The 19,153-nt window shown below is 37.7% G+C and carries 19 protein-coding genes; 3 read left to right on the plus strand and 16 right to left on the minus strand.

Translation table 11 applies throughout. The annotated features are described in order from the left end of the window. The first annotated feature begins 3 nt into the window (after positions 1 to 3). Entirely contained in the window at positions 4 to 834 is an 831-nt protein-coding gene (locus tag IGL42_RS09495; RefSeq protein ID WP_002356708.1) for an undecaprenyl-diphosphate phosphatase, read from the plus strand. 38 nt (positions 835 to 872) lie between these two features. Here IGL42_RS09495 and IGL42_RS09500 read toward each other — a convergent pair whose 3' ends face one another. The 3 genes from IGL42_RS09500 to IGL42_RS09510 are packed head-to-tail and all read right to left on the minus strand — an operon-like array spanning position 873 to position 3,347. Next, positions 873 to 1,658: a ChbG/HpnK family deacetylase gene (locus tag IGL42_RS09500; protein WP_002356707.1), complete on the minus strand. Its 786-nt coding sequence runs from the start codon at positions 1,656 to 1,658 to the stop codon at positions 873 to 875. Between the two features lie 18 nt (positions 1,659 to 1,676). Further along, positions 1,677 to 2,300 (minus strand): DUF47 domain-containing protein, encoded by a 624-nt coding sequence (locus IGL42_RS09505; RefSeq protein ID WP_002356705.1) that lies wholly within the window; start codon positions 2,298 to 2,300, stop codon positions 1,677 to 1,679. Positions 2,301 to 2,312: 12 nt separating this feature from the next. Continuing rightward, a complete protein-coding gene (locus IGL42_RS09510) occupies positions 2,313 to 3,347 on the minus strand; it encodes an inorganic phosphate transporter (protein ID WP_002356704.1) in 1,035 nt (344 codons plus the stop codon). A 210-nt stretch (positions 3,348 to 3,557) separates the two neighbouring features. On the opposite strand from IGL42_RS09510, the gene rpsT reads away from it, so the two are divergent. Next, a complete protein-coding gene (gene rpsT / locus IGL42_RS09515) occupies positions 3,558 to 3,809 on the plus strand; it encodes a 30S ribosomal protein S20 (RefSeq protein ID WP_002356703.1) in 252 nt (83 codons plus the stop codon). Positions 3,810 to 3,895: 86 nt separating this feature from the next. Here the strand turns inward: rpsT and IGL42_RS09520 are convergent, their stop codons facing one another. Continuing rightward, complete coding sequence (locus IGL42_RS09520) at positions 3,896 to 4,453, minus strand: acyl-CoA thioesterase (RefSeq protein WP_002385758.1); 558 nt, start codon at positions 4,451 to 4,453, stop codon at positions 3,896 to 3,898. 168 nt (positions 4,454 to 4,621) lie between these two features. Here IGL42_RS09520 and IGL42_RS09525 point away from each other — a divergent pair, with 168 nt between their 5' ends. Next, positions 4,622 to 5,563, plus strand: coding sequence for a 2-dehydropantoate 2-reductase (locus IGL42_RS09525; RefSeq protein ID WP_002385757.1), 942 nt, complete (start codon positions 4,622 to 4,624; stop codon positions 5,561 to 5,563). 51 nt (positions 5,564 to 5,614) lie between these two features. Here the strand turns inward: IGL42_RS09525 and holA are convergent, their stop codons facing one another. The 12 genes from holA to IGL42_RS09585 form a co-directional block, all read right to left on the minus strand. Next, a complete protein-coding gene (gene holA / locus IGL42_RS09530) occupies positions 5,615 to 6,643 on the minus strand; it encodes a DNA polymerase III subunit delta (protein WP_002364451.1) in 1,029 nt (342 codons plus the stop codon). A gap of 57 nt (positions 6,644 to 6,700) precedes the next feature. Continuing rightward, complete coding sequence (locus IGL42_RS09535; protein ID WP_161972018.1) at positions 6,701 to 8,965, minus strand: DNA internalization-related competence protein ComEC/Rec2; 2,265 nt, start codon at positions 8,963 to 8,965, stop codon at positions 6,701 to 6,703. A gap of 34 nt (positions 8,966 to 8,999) precedes the next feature. Further along, positions 9,000 to 9,503 carry a ComE operon protein 2 gene (locus tag IGL42_RS09540; RefSeq protein WP_002356697.1) on the minus strand — a complete coding sequence of 168 codons (504 nt, stop codon included), beginning with the start codon at positions 9,501 to 9,503 and terminating at the stop codon, positions 9,000 to 9,002. Between the two features lie 122 nt (positions 9,504 to 9,625). Further along, positions 9,626 to 10,303 (minus strand): helix-hairpin-helix domain-containing protein, encoded by a 678-nt coding sequence (locus tag IGL42_RS09545; RefSeq protein WP_025191861.1) that lies wholly within the window; start codon positions 10,301 to 10,303, stop codon positions 9,626 to 9,628. 62 nt (positions 10,304 to 10,365) lie between these two features. Next, positions 10,366 to 11,436, minus strand: a complete 1,071-nt coding sequence (locus IGL42_RS09550) for a SepM family pheromone-processing serine protease (RefSeq protein ID WP_002399203.1) — start codon at positions 11,434 to 11,436, stop codon at positions 10,366 to 10,368. Continuing rightward, complete coding sequence (gene coaD / locus IGL42_RS09555; protein ID WP_002356693.1) at positions 11,423 to 11,914, minus strand: pantetheine-phosphate adenylyltransferase; 492 nt, start codon at positions 11,912 to 11,914, stop codon at positions 11,423 to 11,425. Before coaD ends, IGL42_RS09550 begins: the two co-directional genes overlap by 14 nt. Position 11,915: 1 nt before the next feature. Continuing rightward, complete coding sequence (rsmD, locus tag IGL42_RS09560; protein WP_002414371.1) at positions 11,916 to 12,509, minus strand: 16S rRNA (guanine(966)-N(2))-methyltransferase RsmD; 594 nt, start codon at positions 12,507 to 12,509, stop codon at positions 11,916 to 11,918. Positions 12,510 to 12,568: 59 nt separating this feature from the next. After that, entirely contained in the window at positions 12,569 to 12,919 is a 351-nt protein-coding gene (locus IGL42_RS09565; RefSeq protein ID WP_002359714.1) for a YlbG family protein, read from the minus strand. Then, on the minus strand, positions 12,909 to 13,343 hold the full coding sequence (locus tag IGL42_RS09570) for a YlbF family regulator (protein ID WP_002356689.1): 435 nt from the start codon (positions 13,341 to 13,343) through the stop codon (positions 12,909 to 12,911). Before IGL42_RS09570 ends, IGL42_RS09565 begins: the two co-directional genes overlap by 11 nt. Beyond that, on the minus strand, positions 13,340 to 14,464 hold the full coding sequence (locus IGL42_RS09575; RefSeq protein ID WP_002364455.1) for a CAP-associated domain-containing protein: 1,125 nt from the start codon (positions 14,462 to 14,464) through the stop codon (positions 13,340 to 13,342). The genes IGL42_RS09570 and IGL42_RS09575 overlap by 4 nt, the downstream gene beginning before the upstream one ends. A gap of 16 nt (positions 14,465 to 14,480) precedes the next feature. Continuing rightward, positions 14,481 to 17,909 (minus strand): pyruvate carboxylase, encoded by a 3,429-nt coding sequence (locus tag IGL42_RS09580; RefSeq protein ID WP_002372200.1) that lies wholly within the window; start codon positions 17,907 to 17,909, stop codon positions 14,481 to 14,483. A 32-nt stretch (positions 17,910 to 17,941) separates the two neighbouring features. Next, positions 17,942 to 19,150 (minus strand): FtsW/RodA/SpoVE family cell cycle protein, encoded by a 1,209-nt coding sequence (locus IGL42_RS09585; RefSeq protein ID WP_002356686.1) that lies wholly within the window; start codon positions 19,148 to 19,150, stop codon positions 17,942 to 17,944. Positions 19,151 to 19,153 lie beyond the last annotated feature (3 nt).

The raw sequence follows: 19,153 nt of genomic DNA on the forward strand, positions 1-19,153 counted from the left end.
GACATGCTTTTTGCTAACCTATGGAAAGCAATTATTCTTGGTATTATCGAAGGAATTACCGAGTGGCTTCCAATTAGTAGTACCGGACATTTAATTTTAGTGGATGAGTTTATTAAACTCGATCTAAGTAAAGATTTTATGGAAATGTTCAACGTCGTTATCCAATTGGGAGCAATTATGGCGGTTGTTATTTTATACTTCCACAAATTGAATCCTTTCTCACCGAAGAAAAATGGCGAAGAGAAAAAAGATACTTGGATTCTTTGGTCTAAAGTCTTAGTCGCTTGTTTACCAGCGGCAGTTATTGGTCTAAAATTTGATGATTATTTAGATGCACATTTTTATAACTTTTTAACAGTATCGATTATGTTAATTGTTTATGGGATTGCTTTTATTATCATTGAAAAACGAAATAAAAATGTTGCACCGAAGTGTACTAATCTAAAAGACTTCACTTATAAAGCCGCTTTAATCGTTGGTGCTTTCCAAGTACTGGCATTAATTCCAGGAACTTCACGTTCAGGAGCGACCATTTTAGGGGCAATCTTAATTGGGGCCTCACGTTTTGTTGCAACAGAGTTTTCATTTTTCTTAGGAATTCCAGTAATGTTTGGAGCAAGTTTTTTAAAAATCTTTAAATTCTTGGCCAAAGGAAATACGTTTGGATCAGAAGAAATCATTATTTTATTAACTGGCTCTATTGTTGCCTTCGTTGTTTCCATCATTGCGATTAAATTCTTATTGAATTACTTGAAGAAAAACGATTTTACAGTTTTCGGTTGGTATCGTGTAATTTTAGGTGCGATTTTAATTGGCTACTGGTTATTCTCATAAAAATAAAACCGTTGCTTTCAACAGTGAAAGCAACGGTTTTATTTTTTTAAATCGCCAAACGTTATTCGCTCAATCCCCTGTTCTTCAAACCACTGACGAACACGAGGATCACAAATCGTTGCTAATTCTTTACAGCGTAAAGTGGTATAAGAAGAATTGTCTAACACAAATTGATCCAAATATCCAACATCAAAATGCATCTCAGCAATTGCCGATTCCGGCATCCGTAATAAACCAAAGTCATCTTCTAAAAAATTCTCCACTGATACGCCTTCGTGAATATAAGATAACGCCCCAGACTCTAACAAATGTGTCACCTGGAAATAACCTTGTTGCGGTGGATATTCTTTTTCCCCACTATATTTCAGGGTTGTATGAAGTCCGTACTCTTCTGCTAATTCTAAAAATACTTGATCAACCACTTCATCACCAATCGAATGGCAATCAAAATGTTCAGGATAATGTCCAGTTAGTTCCTTAAAGCGCGTCAATTGCGCAATCGTTTCAAGTCGTACTTCTTCATATACGAAGGTTACTTGTTTTTGTTGACGATAATAAGAAGAGCGATGAAAATTGCCTTGTTCATCTACCAGTGAAGGAATCATACATGGGTCCGCACAAGGTTTCCCTAATAAAAAATTCGTATGCTGACCTACAAATAATCCTGGATAATTTTTTGCTAACGCAACGGCGTGTTCTGCTGTTGGTAAATTGGGCATCAAAAGTGTCGACGTCGTTAAACCATCGACATAACTTTTGATAATGCCATGATTAATCGCTTCTGACATCCCAAAATCATCAGCATCAACAATTACTTTAACCAACAGCTCCCCCTCTTTTCTTTACGTATTTTTGATGACAATTCCGACAATAATATTAACAGCTGATTCACAATCATTAATCGTGCGCTCAAGCTGATCATAAACATCTTTCCACTTGATAACTTTCAATAAATCTTTTTCGTTAGTCATCAAATCTTTCATGGCGCTACTGTATAATTTATCGCCTTGAGATTCAATCGTATTCACTTCATCAATCAATGAAACTAACGTTTTAGAATTCTTAAATTTTGCAAATTCCTTCGTTGCTGATTTAACGCCTTCTGTCGCTTTAACAATATAAGCAGTTAATTCTAGCGCGGGCGCAATCATTTCTTCGACAACTAAATGATCAAGTAAATAAGACAAACTATTAATGCTATCAATAATGTTATCTAAGTGATCCGTAATATCGACAATATCTTCTCGATCAATCGGCGTAATAAAGGAAATATAGAGTTCATTTAAAATTTTGCGAACAATTTCATCATTCTCTTTTTCCAATTGATGAATCGCTTCTGATTTTTTTACTAAGTTTTCTAATGAATAATTGTCTACAATTTCTTGCAAAACCTTTGCCGCTTCATAAGCATTTGTTGCTAACTGGTTTAATTCTCCAAAATAATCAAATTGTTTTTTACGTGCCATGTTTTTCTCTCCTTAAAAAATTGCAATAAATAATTTTGACATCACATAAGCGATCAGCCCACATCCTGGGAAAGTTAAAATCCATGCTATCAGCATTTCTTTCACGATACGCCAGTCAACACTTGAGATTCGCTTAGAAGCACCTACTCCCATAATCGCTGTTGTTTTTGTATGAGTAGTTGAAACTGGAATCCCAAAAGCCGATGCTAAAAATAAACAAATAGCCGTGCTTAAATCTGCAGTGAAGCCTTGATAGCGTTCGAGTTTTACCATATCCATCCCGACTGATTTAATGATTCTCATGCCGCCCACAGAAGTTCCGATGCCCATTGTAATGGAACACAGAACCATAACCCATAACGGAATCACAAAACCGCCACCTGTTTTTTCGACTAAATTATTATAAAAAAGCACTAACATGAACACGCCCATAAATTTTTGCCCATCTTGCGCACCATGTAAAAAAGCATTAGCTCCCGCACCAAAGGCTTGTCCAACTGTAAAAAATTTGTTGGCTTTTCTTCTAGGCACAGCCGAGAAAGCTTTCACAACAAGTTTGGCAATTAAATAACCGCCACCAAAGCCCATAACGGTAGAAACAACTAGACCAACAAGCACTTTGATCCATTCCGAGCCATTGACTGCACCCAAACCACCTAATGCCATTGCCGAACCAGTCAAGCCGGCAATTAACGCATGGCTTTCACTTGTGGGAATACCAAAATACCACGCAGCAACTGCCCAAACCACAATTGAAAAAAGCGAAGCAGCCAAAGCCACCTGTGAAGCGTTTCCATTTGCGTCAAAACTAACAATGTTACTAATCGTTTCAGCTACTTGGGCATTAAAAAAGGTCATGACTAATGCACCTAAAAAGTTCATCACAACAGCCATCCAAATTGCGACATTCGGTTTTAACACCCGAGTCGAGACAGCGGTTGCAATTGCGTTCGGCGCATCCGTCCAACCGTTAACAAAAATTACACCCATTACCAAAGTAATCGTTACCAATAATGCAATACTCACAAAGACACCACCATTTTTCATTTATCTATTTTATCATAGCATGTTTTAAAAAAAATGTATGCTTTTTTCTTAAGGCTCTGGCAAATTTTCTTATTTTTTTCTTGAAATTGTCTGTTAAGGAAAAAAACTTGTCGTCTTTTATTGCAATGGAACAATGGATTAGGTATAATGATTACTGTTGAATTACATTGGCTGACCAGTGTAAAACCTAAATCATCGGAGGTGAAACAAATGCCAAATATCGAATCTGCAATCAAACGCGTACGTACAAGTGCTAACGCGAATGCGAAAAATTCATCTCAAACAAACGCAATGCGTACAGCAATCAAGAAATTTGAAGAAGCTGTAGCTGCTGGAGCTGATAACGTCGATGCTTTATACAACGAAGCTGTTAAAGCTGTTGATATGGCTGCAACTAAAGGTTTAATCCATAAAAACAAAGCTAACCGCGATAAAATTCGTTTAAGCAAATTAGCTAAATAATGTGAGATAGAAGTTAGCATTCATGTTAGCTTCTTTTTTCATCAAAAAATGTCCAAGTCTGTTTTCACAAAGACTCGGACATTTTTTTATAAAGGTGAATCAATCCACGGTAAATCCGTTGTGAGATGTTGACTAAATAATTTAGTCTCTTCTCGCAAAGCTAAACGTTGTTGTCGTCTCGTTTCATAATTGGAACAAATCAACTTTTCTTCTGCAGTTTCTGGGACGACTGCCGCTAATTGGAAGTCACTTTCGGGATTCATATGAGACGGAATGGCTACAAAAGTTGTAAAACAAGTCGCCGCTAAATAACGCTTTCCAGTTGTTAAATCTTCTCCTACAACTTTAACAAATACTTCCATCGATTTATGATGCACGCCAGAAACAAACGTTTCAACACACACTGAGTGATTTTCTTTTAAAGGTTTTAAAAAATTCAAGTTATCTAAAGATGCTGTGACTGCCCCTCTCCGACAATGCCGTGAAACGGAAATGGATGCGGCGTCATCAATTAAAGACATTAATTTCCCACCAAATAGTGCACCAAAGGGATTTAAATCAAAGGGAAATACACGATGTGTTTGAATCACTCGTGATTCTCGACAAAATTTTTCTTTCGTCATTAACGATTCCTCTACTTTCATTTATAAACTTTTCCACGCTTTACTTTAGCTTACTTTACCATTTGATGCAATCCTTACTTTTTAGGAAACATTTAAAAAATAACAAATTTGCAAGTCCCATTTATTCATTTTTAGGAAAGTTGCTGTATAATAATAACGGTTAAAGAACTTTTAAGGAGATGGATACACATGAAAATTGCAATTGCTGGTGCCGGCGCTATGGGCAGCCGTTTAGGAATTATGTTGCATCAAGGCGGAAATGATGTAACTTTAATCGATCAATGGCCCGCGCACATTGAAGCTATTCGTAAAAATGGTTTAATCGCTGATTTTAACGGAGAAGAAGTTGTCGCGAACCTACCAATCTTCTCACCAGAAGAAATTGACCATCAAAATGAACAAGTAGATTTAATTATCGCTTTAACCAAAGCACAACAATTAGATGCAATGTTTAAAGCGATTCAACCAATGATTACCGAAAAAACATATGTACTATGTTTATTAAATGGCTTAGGTCATGAAGATGTACTAGAAAAATATGTACCAAAAGAAAACATCTTGGTTGGCATTACCATGTGGACAGCTGGTTTAGAAGGACCGGGACGTGTTAAACTTTTAGGTGATGGCGAAATTGAATTAGAAAATATTGATCCTTCTGGTAAAGAATTTGCTTTAGAAGTCGTTGATGTCTTCCAACAAGCTGGTTTAAATCCAAGCTATAGTAGCAATGTTCGCTACTCTATTTGGCGGAAAGCCTGTGTCAATGGCACGCTAAACGGTTTGTGTACAATCCTTGATTGTAATATTGCCGAATTTGGTGCACTACCTGTTAGTGAATCCCTTGTTAAAACATTAATCAGTGAATTTGCAGCAGTCGCAGAAAAAGAAGCCATTCATTTAGATCAAGCAGAAGTCTATACACATATTGCTCAAACTTATGATCCAAACGGTATTGGCTTGCACTATCCGTCTATGTATCAAGATTTAATTAAAAATCATCGTCTCACAGAAATTGATTACATTAATGGTGCTGTTTGGCGCAAAGGACAAAAATACAACGTAGCAACACCTTTCTGTGCCATGTTGACACAGCTTGTTCACGGAAAAGAAGAACTATTAGGAGCTAAATAATAAGAAAGTGCCAGAGACAATCGTTGTATGACGATTGCCTCTGGCATTTTCTTATTTTGCTTGTGCAGTCAATTTTAAAATAAATAATTGGAATAGTAATTCTTTATCCATTTGGCCCGTTTTCATGCGGTAATCATTTTCAACTAATTCATCATAAAGTCTTTCTAATCGAGACAATTCAAATCGTCGGACTTGTTGTAACGCTAACTTGACTCGATAAGGATGAACCTTTAATGTATCAGCGATATTCGCTTGCTGATAGCCCATCTTAGCCAAAATTTTTGTTTGTAGAAAAAGGCGAATCTGATTCAATAAGATTGCATTTAACTTAATGGTTTCTTCTCCTTGTAAAAGTAAATCTTCATACAATTGAACAGCTTTTTCACTGTTTCCAGAAAGTACTTCGTTGGTTAAGTCAAAAACATTATGTTCCAAAGACTTAGGGACTAATTCTTGAACCGCACCTCGTGTAATTGTCTTCGTCTCAAGGGCATATAAATACAGCTTCTGTAATTCTCCCATAATTTTTGATAAGTTCAAGTCTGTCAATTGAAGTAATAAATCAAAAGCATCGGAGCGAATAGTGTACCCTTCGCTCTCAATCGTTTGAGAAATGTACTGACGAATAGCCTTTTCATCCATTGGATTGACGTCAACCACTGTGGCATTTTTTTTCAATGCTTTGGTAACTTTTTTGCGTTCATCTAATTTTTCATAAGAGGCCATAAAAACAAGAACAGTTGTTGGTGATGGACTTTCCAAATAATTCAATAAAAGATTGACATCATGTTCCACACCGTTTGTTTTTCTTTCGGCAGTTAAAAAGTAAGGATTTTCCACAAAGACAAGGCGATAATCACCAAAAAACGGAATTGTTTCCGCTTCAGCAATCGCTGCACTTAAAGGTGTTTCCTCCATATCAAATGAGAAAAAGTTAAATTGATCATCCTCTTCCGTCAACAATTCTTTCATCAATGTTGTTTTAAATAATTCAGTTAAATAAAGTTCTGTTCCTATTAATAAATACACTGGAGCGATTTTTTGCTCTCGCACTTCTTTCAAAGCTTTTTGTAACTCCATTGGCTCGCTCCTTTTCTCGTTTCTCTTGTTTATCCTATCATGTTACTTCTGGAAATACTAGTCTTGTTCTTTAACAAATTTGGCTTTAGAAAGCCCTTGCCAAGGTAACCATTGATAATAAATCATTCCTTGAAGATCGGTCCGATAATAATTTATTTTTTGCTCCTCCAGCGTCGCTAATGTCTCCTGATGAGGATGTTTAAAACGATTATTCAGTCCAGCTGAAATCAATGCTTCTCGCGGATTAAGCTGTTTGATAAATCTTTTAGTAGACGACGTTTTACTACCATGATGACCGACTTTCAAGATGTCGATTTTCAACTGGGGATAGCGAGCCAACACTTGTTCTTCTCCTTCGGCTTCCAAGTCACCAGTAAATAAAAAATGCCGTCCGCCTAATTGTGTGGAAAACACTATCGAGTCATTATTGCCCCCAATACTGCTCTTATTTGGCGATAAAATTTGAAAAGAAATGGGCCCATTAATTCGCTTGGGCGCTAAAATTGGCCGACAGTCTGTTCCGCTTTTTTGGAGTTGTTTCAAGACTTGGCGAAACGAAAAATTGGCTTCAGCTGCTCCTTTAGGGAAATAAAGAACAGAAATTGGAACCTTCTGCGCAATGGCTAATAAATCGCCAAAATGGTCTTCATGTGCGTGTGTGATGATCACTTCATCTAAACGTTTGACCCCTTGACTTTTGAGAAAAGGAATCACTGAATATTCCGCTCCTGATCGACTATTTTTCCGTTGCCGCCAAGCTTCTTTGTCAAAAGACAACCGACCACCTGTATCGATTAGTGTATTTTTTCTGTGAAAAGGCGCTTGGATAAACAAACTATCCCCTTGGCCTACATCGATCATTGCAACAATGCCAATTGGCGAAAGGTATTTACTATTTATCAAAACAATTAGTAGTCCGATTGAGAAAAAAATTTTTTTAGACTTGTCTGCTAAATAAATCATTGAAAGTCCGATTAGTAATAGCAAACTAATTTGTATCCAAGAATTTAAATAGCCGATGGTCAGCTTCGGATTTAAGTGAACTAGCACCCACTCAAATAAGCCATTCATTGTTAAAAATAGTGGTTCGAGCAAGGCTGCTAAATAACGTGCTGGCATAATAATCACTAGAAAAAAGCTCAACGTCAAAAGCGGTAACAAGAACCGTTCAAAAATTGGTAACAAGAGAAATGTTAAGAAACTTCCTAACAAGGGCCATTCATAAAATGATTGGACTAAAATAGGTAAGGAAGCCACAGCCAATAGGAAAGAGCCTAAACAATTTTTAATGAAAGGCGAAGAATAACCAACCAATGTTTGCTCTAAAAACAGCAGAACAAAGGAAAGTAAATAACTAAATTGACCGCCGACTGAAAAAAAGAGGGTTGGCTGAACAATCAAGTGCACTAAGAGAGTTAAACTCCAACAATCGAGGGCCGGAACCTGCCAATTAAACCGTCGATTGAACGTATTGAGGTTTGTTTGTAAAAGCGCCCGCATGACACTAACTGAGAATCCTGTTAAACCAGCATATATCAGTGAAAAACCGCATTGCCACAAAAAATAACTTTCTTGCGTTCGGCGAGCAATTCTTAGCATTAGTAAGCGAAATAAACGAAGGAAAAAAGAAACATGCATCCCTGACAAACTAAAAAGATGCAAAATGCCTAATGCTGAAAATTTATCGCTTATTTCAGCAAATTCTTCATTACGAAAACCTAAGAGCAACGCATTCATATACATTGCACTAGTCTCAGCAAAATTTTTCTGAATATGTACCATCGCCCACTTCCGCCAGCCGCTAATGATTTCTTTAAACCGCCAAGAAAAAAAGGAACGCGGTTGTCCTATCTCCTCAATGAATAAAATAGCTTCGATTCCTTGATTCTTTAAAAATAGTTGATAATTGAAGCCATTTTTGTTGGTTTGACCTTGGGGCGAGTCTAAAATACCTACAGCGGTTGCCTGAATGGTTGTGGTTAGTTGTTGCCATTGCTGTTTTTCTTTCACACTTTTTAATTGATAAAATGCCATCACTTTCTGCCTTTTGCCTTTTACGATCCAATTGGCAGGAAATTTTACTTGATCACCATCGACTTGTATTTCATCTGGTAATATCGTTAGCTGTCCTGACAAGCGGACTTCTTTAGGCAACAAAGAGACTGGCTTTAACCACTGGAAAATCAATATGCCCCCTACTATTAAAAAACTGCACAAAAAACCTCCCAATATAACAGGAAAACTTTTTGTACAGACAATACGGATAACAGTGATAGAAAAAAGAAGAGCTCCTAATAGACTAGGTGCGAAAAAACACCACAGCCCACAACTAGTCAGCAGAGCTATGAAGAACCAATTATTCCTCAGCTGAGGAAGGATTGTCCTCAAGTGTGGCAAATTCTTCTCCCCATTGTAATTCGGCAAAATATTTTGGTACTAAAGTCACTTTTTCAACCGTGGCTCCTACTTGTTCAATTAAATTTAGGGCGTACGCATCATTACGGTAATCCTTTAAATAATAAATCTTTTTAATCCCTGCTTGTAAAATCATCTTTGTACATTGCAGGCAAGGGAAATGTGTCACATAAATTTCTGCCCCTTCTGTAGGGACGCCAAACTTCGCACATTGTAAAATTGCATTCATTTCTGCGTGGATTGTTCGAACGCAATGATTATCAACAACATAACATCCTTCATCAATACAATGCGTTCCGCCACTGACTGAACCATTGTAACCTCCTGCAATAATTCGTTTGTCGCGAACAATGGTTGCTCCGACAGTTAACCGTGTGCAAGTACTTCTTAATGATAATAAGACGCTTTGTCCCATAAAATATTGGTCCCATGGAATTCGTTCCATAATAAACCTCCTTTATTTTTAATGACTCCTGTGTTCGATTTGCCAAATCATTTAATCTTATTACAAATAGTATGTTATCCGCATCCCATAGTCAAGAATTCTCAGGAATTTTCTGTTAAAAGTTAGCCAGTCACTGTCAACATGTCTTTTAAACGTTCTACTGTTTTCTCTCCAATACCTGAAACATTTTTCAGTTCCTCGACGGTTTTAAACGGTCCTTGTTCGTCACGAAAGCGAATAATCTCTTGTGCTTTTTTCGCACCGATTCCTGAAATCGTTTGTAGCTCTGCTTCTGTTGCCGTATTAAGGTTGATTTTTTCCTCCTGATTTTGCTGAGCAGGTGCTGATTCCTGCAGCGTTTCTAATGACTGTGCCACTGCTTCTCCTTTTTTGGGCACGTAAATAATCATTTGATCTTTTACTTTTTGAGCGTAATTGACCTGGGTAGTATCAGCTTCCTCGCTCACGCCTCCAGCTAAAGCTAAAGCATCCCAAATCCGCTGCTGATTTTTTAGTTGATAGATTCCTGGTACTTTCACTGCGCCTTTAATATCAACATAGATCATTGTTTCTGCCCTTTCTTTTGTGGCATCTGTGGCGACCTCTGCCGTAGTGGTCAGACTTGTCTCCTCCCACATTGTGGTGTCTACTCGTGGCTCCTTATTAACCATCAAATAAATGCCCACTAATAGAGTTATCAAAATAACTATAGACGCGCCACTACCTAGCAATAGCCACTTTTTGGGTAACTGTTTCAACCAATCCATCGTTTGTCCTCCCTTCAAAATATAATTACGCATTTTTTAACAAAAAAATGCGCCTGGACCAAAAATCACTAGTAATTTTTGGCCCAGGCACACTTTTATTTTAATTTTTCTAGATAGTTCAAGGCATCTTGAACCGTTTTTACTGGGACAATTTTCATTTTTGTCCCAATTTTTTTCGCAGCTTCTTGTGCTTCTTGATAATTCGATTTGATTTTTGGCTCAACTTTTTTCATTTCTGAAGTTATTTCATCATCGGGTGCAAAGAAAATTTCTGCGCCGTTCTCACTGGCAGTTACAACTTTTTTGTCAATGCCTCCGATTCTACCAACGATTCCTTGACTGTTCATCGTACCTGTTCCAGCAATTTCATGACCTTTACGTAAATCTTTATGACTTAATTGTTCATAGGTCTGCAAAGTAAACATTAACCCAGCCGATGGCCCACCAATATCACCCGCTTCAATAGATACTGGGATAGAAGAATCAATTTCTGTATGATCGGTCAAACCAATACCAATCCCCGCTTTTTTATCTGTTGGCAATTCAATTAATTTGCCGGTCGCTTCTTTTGCTTTGCCATCTTGAGTAAATTGAACAGTGACTTTTTGATTCACTTTTTGTGCTTTAATGTAGTTCATTAATTCTTCACTGCTTTTAAAAGATTTACCATCCACGCCTGTCACGGTATCGCCAACTTCAATTTTTCCTTTAAAACTTGAGTTGTCTTCCATTGCTAACACATAGACGCCTTTAAATTTCATCTCATATGGAACCTTCGCTAATTTTAAGGCTTGCTCAATTGCGGCGTTTTTTGAGGAATCCATATAGTATTGTTGAATTCGATTATATTCGCTATTACTACTATCCCCCATTAATTCTTTTTTAGACATGACTTCTTGAAAATCCGAAAAGTTTGCTTTTATGGCAGAAAAAATAGTGGCCGAACGAATGCCCACCGTTGTTAAATAAAAAGCACCTGACTGCGTATCTTTTTTTCCATCAACAGTTACAAACTCCTTTAAATTTTCTGTCGTTCCTGGTCCTTCAATATAATAAGGAATTGGGACGATAAACAAACCAATTAGCAGCAATGCCAATACCATTGGAATGAGTGATTTAAACGAAAATTTCTCTGTTTTTTTATTCATTATTTTAGCTCCAGTCATTCTTCTTTTGTTTTAACGCGTGATAAATATTGGGAGGAAGATAGTCAGACACATCGCCCCCAAAACGTAAAACTTCTTTTAGTAAACTGGAACTTACATGTGCATATGGTTCTTCTGCTAATAGAAAAACCGTTTCAATTTCTGGCGCCAGATGTTGATTCATTTTAGCAATGTCTTTCTCGTACTCGTAGTCTTTGACGTTTCTAATGCCACGAATCAAAAAATTAGCCCCTAATGATTTTGCACTTTCCACAGTTAACTGGGTTTCTTGCATGATAACACGCACATTTGGCATTTCTTTAGTTGCTTCTTCAATTAAATATTTTTTCTCTTCTGGCGTAAATAATGTTTGCTTACTTGTATTTATAAAAACGCCAATAATGACTTCGTCAAATAACTTCGCACTGCGTTCAATCAAATTTAAATGACCATTTGTCATCGGATCAAAACTTCCGGGAAATAGAGCAATTTTACGCATCCTACGCCTCCTGACGATAAATCGTTACTTGAGTGATTCCGTAAACGGTTTCTCTTGTTTTTTCTAGTGTGCCAATCGTTTCCGGTAATTTGACAGTTTTATCTGTTTCACAAACGATAACGGCTTCGTTTGTTAATAACTGCCGTTCTAACATCTTTTCTAATTGTGAAACAATTTCTTGTTTGGCATAGGGCGGATCCAATAAGACCAAATCAAATTGTAGCTTCTCTTCATAAAACTGTTCTAAGGCACGATTAGCATCCATTTTTCTAACTTCAAATTTTTCTGGTTCTTTTGTAATCGCAATATTTTCTTTAATTACTTTTAGTGCAGCAAAATTCTTTTCAATACAAATACTTTTGTCCATTCCACGAGAAACGGCTTCAATCGCTAACCCGCCACTTCCTGAATATAAATCCAGTGCCATTCCACCATCGAAATATGGACCAATCATATTAAAAATAGATTCTTTTACTTTATCTGTTGTGGGCCTAGTATTGTCGCCATCTAACGCTTTCAGGCGCCGGCCACCATATTCTCCAGAAATAACACGCATTGTTTCGACTCCTTTATCAATCATTCTTTTATAATTCATTATAACAAAAAGAGTGAAAAATGTTTGAAATTTCTCATAACATTTCTCACTCTTTTGCATTAGACATTCTCCGCTAAGCGAATCTCTGTAGATAATTCCTCTACTACATAGCCATCGTCTTCTTGTTCTTGATAAGCCGCTTTGGTACCAATTTTTTCAGCAAAATTCATTTCGACATCTGGTCGATACGATTTATCGACACTACGAACAAAATGTAACTGATTAATTTTTTCCATGTTACTTTCAATATTTTCTTCATTCATGTAAATCACCACATATTTCATTTTTCGTGAAACATAGTGAATCAGTCCATATCGGCGTAACTGTTTTAACGGTTTTAATGTGTATACCCAAACAATTAGGCAACGACGCTCTTGAAGCGTAAATTCTTTTTCTTCTTTAGCTTGCATGGCAGCTTCCTCCACATCCTGAATGTTTCTTTCCTCGTTCAAAGAAAGGATTTCCAGCATCTACTTTAATATCTTCAGAAATTAGTTGCGCAATCTTTAAACCAATTGTATCTAGCAACGTTTGAACGTTTGTCTCAGCAAAACGATAATTTGCAACGATTTCATTTAAATCAAGCGCCCGCTTCGCTTTACGTAGGGCTCGTTGCTTCTCCCGAAAATCGGGTGCATGAATTCCATAAGCTTCTACTCGTTCAAAAGCTGACTTAGCTTCTAAAAATGCTTTTTGTAACTGAGCAACTTCCGCCGAAGCATACATAGCTTTTTTTGTTTCTTTATAGTTTTGAACAGCATCACTTTCTAAAAGTGCTGAAATTAAGCATTCTGTTTGATCTTCAATTGCAAATAAATGTTCTGTTACAATCATAACTTTTCACTACTCTCCGTGATTTGCCTATTTTCTGGTCGTTTCTCTAATAAGACTAACACACCTTCATTGGAAAAGGCAACGCCCAATTCTGTCGTTTCTGACTCAGCAAAATAGCTATCATATTGCGGGTCCGAAAACCATGACAAGATAGTAAAGGTACTATCATAAACAGGTTCTTGGAAAATACCTGCTGGTTCTCTCAACGAAAGTTTGCTCGTTTTAACTAATAAAGAAAATTCGTCCTTAGTCAAATGAAAGGGATGAATGGCTGTATGTTCCTCTCTCGTTTGTAACAATTCTGCTTGTCGATTTGCCGACAAAATTGTTGATGTATGGTTAGCCAGCGTTTGATACAATGTTTGGGCATCTTTTTGACTTTGTGTGGAAACTGAAAAAGCAGCTTGATTTTCTTGCTGTTTAACCAGATTCATGACATAAATCGCTTGGTTACTTTGAACAGGATCGAAGGTCATTGACTGCGTTATATCAACTGGCAAAGGAGAACCTTCATTTAATTGATACGGCATTTCCGTGAGCAACGTTTCTTTATTGACATAATTAACTGCCATTAAACCACCTGTCCGCTGATTAAAAAATAACACTGCAAAACTGCCATTATCAAAAGCAACCAGTGGTCGATAGTTCATATCTTCTTCCATCAGCTCGACATCGTAAGCTTCATGATGAAAATTAAATGCAAAATTCGAATAAATCGTCATTAAATCAGACAAGTCTGCAAGCTTCATATCTATTTTAAACGGTTCTATCATTTTGTCATTGTTAAAGGCCTTAATTGCGATGACTTTATTTTCTCGAACGTTGACTTCTAAGTAATCATTCATCGTCAAACCGAACGTCCATAATTCATACGTACGACCTGTTTTAATTTTTTCTTTAGGATTGCCAAACTGGCGGATAAAGGTTTCCACATCTTTCCCTATGTATGCTGCGTAGCCAGAAGCTGGCAATTCTTCATGAGGAACAGCGGTGTGAGCGCTGGATAAGCGCCCACTTTGAGCTGTTTCGGTTGGTTTTTCAGCAGGGAAAAAAACTGGCTCTAAATATCCGATGAGTAGAACTGTTAAAAAAACAGCAGTAAAGGCCCAAAATCGCTTCATTTTTTCCCCTCTCATCTTATTTTTCTTTCACTTCTAATAACAAATCACCTGAGCTGATTGCTTCGCCTTCTTCAACATAAATGTGATCTACCGTGCCCGCAAAACGTGCTTCGATAGTCGTTTCCATTTTCATGGCTTCAGTAATCAGCAACGGCTGACCTTTTTCTACTTTATCGCCACGTTTGACCAATACTTGTAGAACAGAACCAGACATCGTTGCGCCGATTTGTTCTTTATTAGTTGGTTCCGCCTTTTGTTTTACTTGAACAGCAGACTTAATGGAGGCATCTTTAACTAAAACCTCACGACGTTGCCCATTCAAATTGAAGAACAAGACACGGTTTCCGTCAATATCAGGTTCACCAATTTCATCTAAACGAATAATTAATGTTTTTCCTCGTTCAATTTGAACTTCCAATGTCTCTCCTTGACGAATACCATTAAAGAATGTTGGCGTATCTAATAAGGTTATATCTCCAAAGGTTTCGTATTTTTGACGATACTCTAAAAATACTTGTGGATACATTAAATAACTTAAAACTTCTTCCAATTTAGGTTGATACCCAATTTTTTCGGCTAATTCTTCTTGTACTTTTGCAAAATCAACAGGTGCTGCTAAGTCACCTGGCCGCTCTGTGAAGGCTGGTCGACCTTTTAGAATAATTCGTTGGAGCTCTTTCGGGAACCCACCAACTGGTTGACCTAAATCACCTTGGAAAAAAGTCACAACGGATTCAGGAAAACTTAGTTCTTCACCACGCGCATAAACATCTTGTTCTGTCAGATGATTTTGAACCATGAAGAGTGCCATGTCTCCCACGACTTTTGAAGATGGCGTCACTTTTACAATATCGCCAAACATCAAATTCACTGTGTGATACATTTTTTTGATTTCATCCCAACGGTGCCCTAAGCCTACCGCTTTTGCTTGCTGCTGCAGATTAGAGTATTGACCACCAGGCATTTCATGCATATAGACTTCTGTTTGCGGGGCATTTAAGCCATTTTCAAATGGTTGATAATACATGCGCACATCTTCCCAATAATGATTGATTTTCTGTGCATTATCAATGTTAATAGTTGGCGTCCGTTCACCATTGACTAAAGCATAATATAGACTGTTCATACTTGGCTGGCTAGTTGCGCCACTCATCGCACTCATTGCGACGTCAACAATATCAACGCCCGCTTTAGTAGCTGCTGAATATGTGATGATCCCATTGCCACTAGTGTCGTGAGTGTGGAGATGAATTGGTAAATCCGTGGCTGCCTTTAATTCACTAATTAAACGATAAGCAGCTTGTGGTTTCAATAAGCCAGCCATATCTTTAATCGCAATGATTTGTGCCCCTAAATTTTCCAATTCTTTAGCCATATCAAGGTAATATTGAACATTATATTTTGCTCGGGCTGGATCATTGATGTCCCCAGTATAACAAATTGCTGCTTCCGCAATTTTTCCGGTATCCCGAACGACTTGAATACTTTTTTCCATTTGAGGAATCCAGTTTAAGCTATCAAAAATTCGGAAAACATCGACTCCTTGGCGAGCGGATTCTTTAATAAATTCTTCAATAACATTATCAGGATAATTTTGATAGCCTACCGCATTAGATCCTCTGAACAGCATTTGTAAAAGTGTGTTTGGCATCAACTGACGAATTTTTCTTAAACGTTGCCATGGGTCTTCGGTTAAGAAGCGATAGGCAACATCGAACGTAGCGCCACCCCACATTTCACTAGAAAACAGCTCAGGCAGGGCTGCATCAGTTAGACCAGCAATTGCTTTAAAATCTTGTGTTCTCACACGAGTAGCTAATAAACTTTGGTGCGCATCACGGAACGTGGTATCTGTCATTAACACACTTTCTTGATTCTTAACCCAATCGATGACGGCGGTTGCTCCTTGAGCGTCTAGAATATTTTTAGCTGTGATCACTTTTTCTGGAACTTCAATATCTGTCGGCACGCGCGGGGCTTCAAAATATTTTTTCTCCGTTCGTTCAATGCCAGGGAACCCATTGACCGTTACTTCTCCAATGTATTTCATCGTTTTATTGCCACGATCGCGCATACGAGGAAATTCAAATAATTCAGGTGTATTATCAATAAAGGTTGTTTTGGCTTCGCCAGATTGAAACGCTGGATAGCTCACAACATTTTGTAAAAACGGAATATTTGTTTTCACGCCACGAATCCGAAATTCTTTTAAGCAGCGTTGCATTTTACTGATTGCCTGTTCAAAAGAGAAACCATGCGTACAGACTTTAACCAATAAAGAATCAAAGTAGGGCGTCACAGCGTAGCCAGAATAAGCATTCCCTACATCTAAACGCACACCAAAACCACCTGGTGAACGATACGTATCGATTTTCCCTGTGTCTGGCATAAACTGGTTCAGGGGATCTTCAGTCGTAATCCGACATTGAATAGCCGCGCCTTTTAATGTCAATTCGTTTTGTTTTGGCAAATGCATATCTTTATGCAAATCAAGCCCTTGCGCAATTTGTAATTGAGAGATCACAATATCAATATCTGTAATCATTTCTGTGATAGTATGTTCTACCTGAACACGAGGATTCACTTCAATAAAATAAAACTGATCCCCTTCTACTAAAAACTCAACCGTTCCCGCATTCACGTAGCCGACATGCGCCATTAACTGTACAGCAGCCGAACAAATGGCTGCTCGTTGTTCTTCATTCATTGATACACATGGTGCGACTTCTACCACTTTTTGGTGGCGCCGTTGAACGGAACAATCACGTTCAAATAAATGCAAGACGTTCCCATGATGATCGCCTAAAATTTGTACTTCGATATGTTTAGGATTAGAAATATACTTTTCAACATAAACCTCGTCAGAACCAAAGGCTGCTTTCGCTTCACTTTTTGCTCTTTCGTAACCTTCTCGTGCTTCCTTGGCATCGTGGGCAACGCGCATCCCGCGACCGCCGCCACCTAAAGCAGCTTTAATCATGATAGGAAAGCCATGCGTTTCACCAAAAGCTACGACCTCTTCCACCGTTGCTACTGGCCCATCTGAACCTGGAATCGAAGCAATCCCCGCAGCTACAGCTGCTTCTTTTGCTTTAATTTTATCGCCAAAAATATCTAAATGATGTGTTTTAGGTCCAACAAAAATGATTCCTTCTTCTTCACAACGTTCGGCGAAGCGTAAGTTTTCAGATAAAAAGCCATAACCAGGATGAATGGCATCTGCTCCCGATTTTTTGGCAATTTGGATAATATTTTCAATGTCTAAATAGGCTTCAATTGGTTTTTTCCCCTTACCAACTAAATACGCTTCATCTGCTTTGAAACGATGAACAGAATACTCATCTTCTGCAGCATAAATCGCTACTGTACGGATATCTAATTCTGTACAAGCTCTAAAAATTCGAATCGCAATTTCGCCACGATTGGCAACTAATACCTTTTTCATAACGTCACTCCTACCATCAATTTCCTTCAAATTTATTGGTTCTGTTCTAAAGATAAATAGTACTCATTTTCTAATTTCTGACGTGTTTCATCTGCACTGATATTCAGGACAAAGGCCACAGCAATCGAAATAATCAGCAAACTATTCCCACCTTGACTCAAGAACGGGAAAGTAATTCCTGTTAATGGAATAATCCCAGTAATCCCACCAACATTAATAAAGACTTGAATTAATAACATTGTACCAATTCCAATACACATTAGTGAATTAAAAGGTTTCTTCGAGCGTACACCGACTAAAATAATTCGCGCAATCATAAACATCAACAATCCTAAAATCGCTAGACCGCCGATAATGCCTAACTCTTCTAAAGTAATCGCAAAGATAAAGTCCGTATGTGCTTCTGGTAAAAAGCCTTTTTTCTGAACACTATTCCCTAGACCTTTGCCAAACCAGCCGCCATTACTGATTGCATAATAAGAATTAGCTAACTGATGGCCTAAGTTCCGTTCATCTAAAAATGGATTTTTAAAAACAGCAAAACGATTATAAATATATTGATAACGCGCTGGGAAAATTTTTCCTTTAGACATAATTAATAACTGAATAGCCGTGATACTACCTAAAATGCCCAAGCCACCGACCAAGTAGGTATACATATAATTAATCCCACTTGCTAAAACCATCACGATGGTAATTAATGTTAGAATGGCCGCATTCCCGAAGTCAGGCTGGATTGCAACTAGAGCAATTAATACAAAAACGAGCATCAACGGGCGCCCGGCAGCTTGTTTAAATTGATCCATGCCTCCATTAATTGTCTTTTGTCGCCGTGCTAAAATATAAGACAGATACCAGACAACCATAATTTTTAAATACTCAGCTGGTTGCATCGAAAATCCACCAATCTCAATCCAACCACGTGCGCCGTTAATTTCTTTCCCGATACCAGGAATCCGAACGGCTAAAACCATAACCGTAATTACTGCAATGGCAAACATGATAAAACTTCGATTCTGGAAAACGGATGTTTTCATCTTATAAATAAAAAACATTGCAACTAACCCTACTACCCAAAAGGCAACCTGGTTAATAACGAATGACGTAGGTGAAAAACCTTTCATTACTTGTAATGCGGATGTGGAACTATATACCATAATCAATCCCACGATACTTAAAATTAAATATGGAATAAAAATACTATAGTCTAGCAAATGCCGTTTCTTTACTTTGTTTGGCAAAGC

Source organism: Enterococcus sp. DIV0712, assembly GCF_050554855.1.
Classification (GTDB): domain Bacteria; phylum Bacillota; class Bacilli; order Lactobacillales; family Enterococcaceae; genus Enterococcus; species Enterococcus faecalis.

Bases quoted from the DNA above. Each gene is read 5' to 3' on its own strand.
- IGL42_RS09495 (WP_002356708.1), top strand. From the start codon at position 4: ATGCTTTTTGCTAACCTATGGAAAGCAATTATTCTTGGTATTATCGAA.
- IGL42_RS09505 (WP_002356705.1), bottom strand. From the start codon at position 2,300: ATGGCACGTAAAAAACAATTTGATTATTTTGGAGAATTAAACCAGTTA.
- IGL42_RS09510 (WP_002356704.1), bottom strand. From the start codon at position 3,347: ATGAAAAATGGTGGTGTCTTTGTGAGTATTGCATTATTGGTAACGATT.
- rpsT (WP_002356703.1), top strand. From the start codon at position 3,558: ATGCCAAATATCGAATCTGCAATCAAACGCGTACGTACAAGTGCTAAC.
- IGL42_RS09520 (WP_002385758.1), bottom strand. From the start codon at position 4,453: ATGAAAGTAGAGGAATCGTTAATGACGAAAGAAAAATTTTGTCGAGAA.
- IGL42_RS09525 (WP_002385757.1), top strand. From the start codon at position 4,622: ATGAAAATTGCAATTGCTGGTGCCGGCGCTATGGGCAGCCGTTTAGGA.
- holA (WP_002364451.1), bottom strand. From the start codon at position 6,643: ATGGAGTTACAAAAAGCTTTGAAAGAAGTGCGAGAGCAAAAAATCGCT.
- IGL42_RS09540 (WP_002356697.1), bottom strand. From the start codon at position 9,503: ATGGAACGAATTCCATGGGACCAATATTTTATGGGACAAAGCGTCTTA.
- IGL42_RS09545 (WP_025191861.1), bottom strand. From the start codon at position 10,303: ATGCGTAATTATATTTTGAAGGGAGGACAAACGATGGATTGGTTGAAA.
- IGL42_RS09550 (WP_002399203.1), bottom strand. From the start codon at position 11,436: ATGACTGGAGCTAAAATAATGAATAAAAAAACAGAGAAATTTTCGTTT.
- coaD (WP_002356693.1), bottom strand. From the start codon at position 11,914: ATGCGTAAAATTGCTCTATTTCCCGGAAGTTTTGATCCGATGACAAAT.
- rsmD (WP_002414371.1), bottom strand. From the start codon at position 12,509: ATGAATTATAAAAGAATGATTGATAAAGGAGTCGAAACAATGCGTGTT.
- IGL42_RS09565 (WP_002359714.1), bottom strand. From the start codon at position 12,919: ATGCAAGCTAAAGAAGAAAAAGAATTTACGCTTCAAGAGCGTCGTTGC.
- IGL42_RS09570 (WP_002356689.1), bottom strand. From the start codon at position 13,343: ATGATTGTAACAGAACATTTATTTGCAATTGAAGATCAAACAGAATGC.
- IGL42_RS09575 (WP_002364455.1), bottom strand. From the start codon at position 14,464: ATGAAGCGATTTTGGGCCTTTACTGCTGTTTTTTTAACAGTTCTACTC.
- IGL42_RS09580 (WP_002372200.1), bottom strand. From the start codon at position 17,909: ATGAAAAAGGTATTAGTTGCCAATCGTGGCGAAATTGCGATTCGAATT.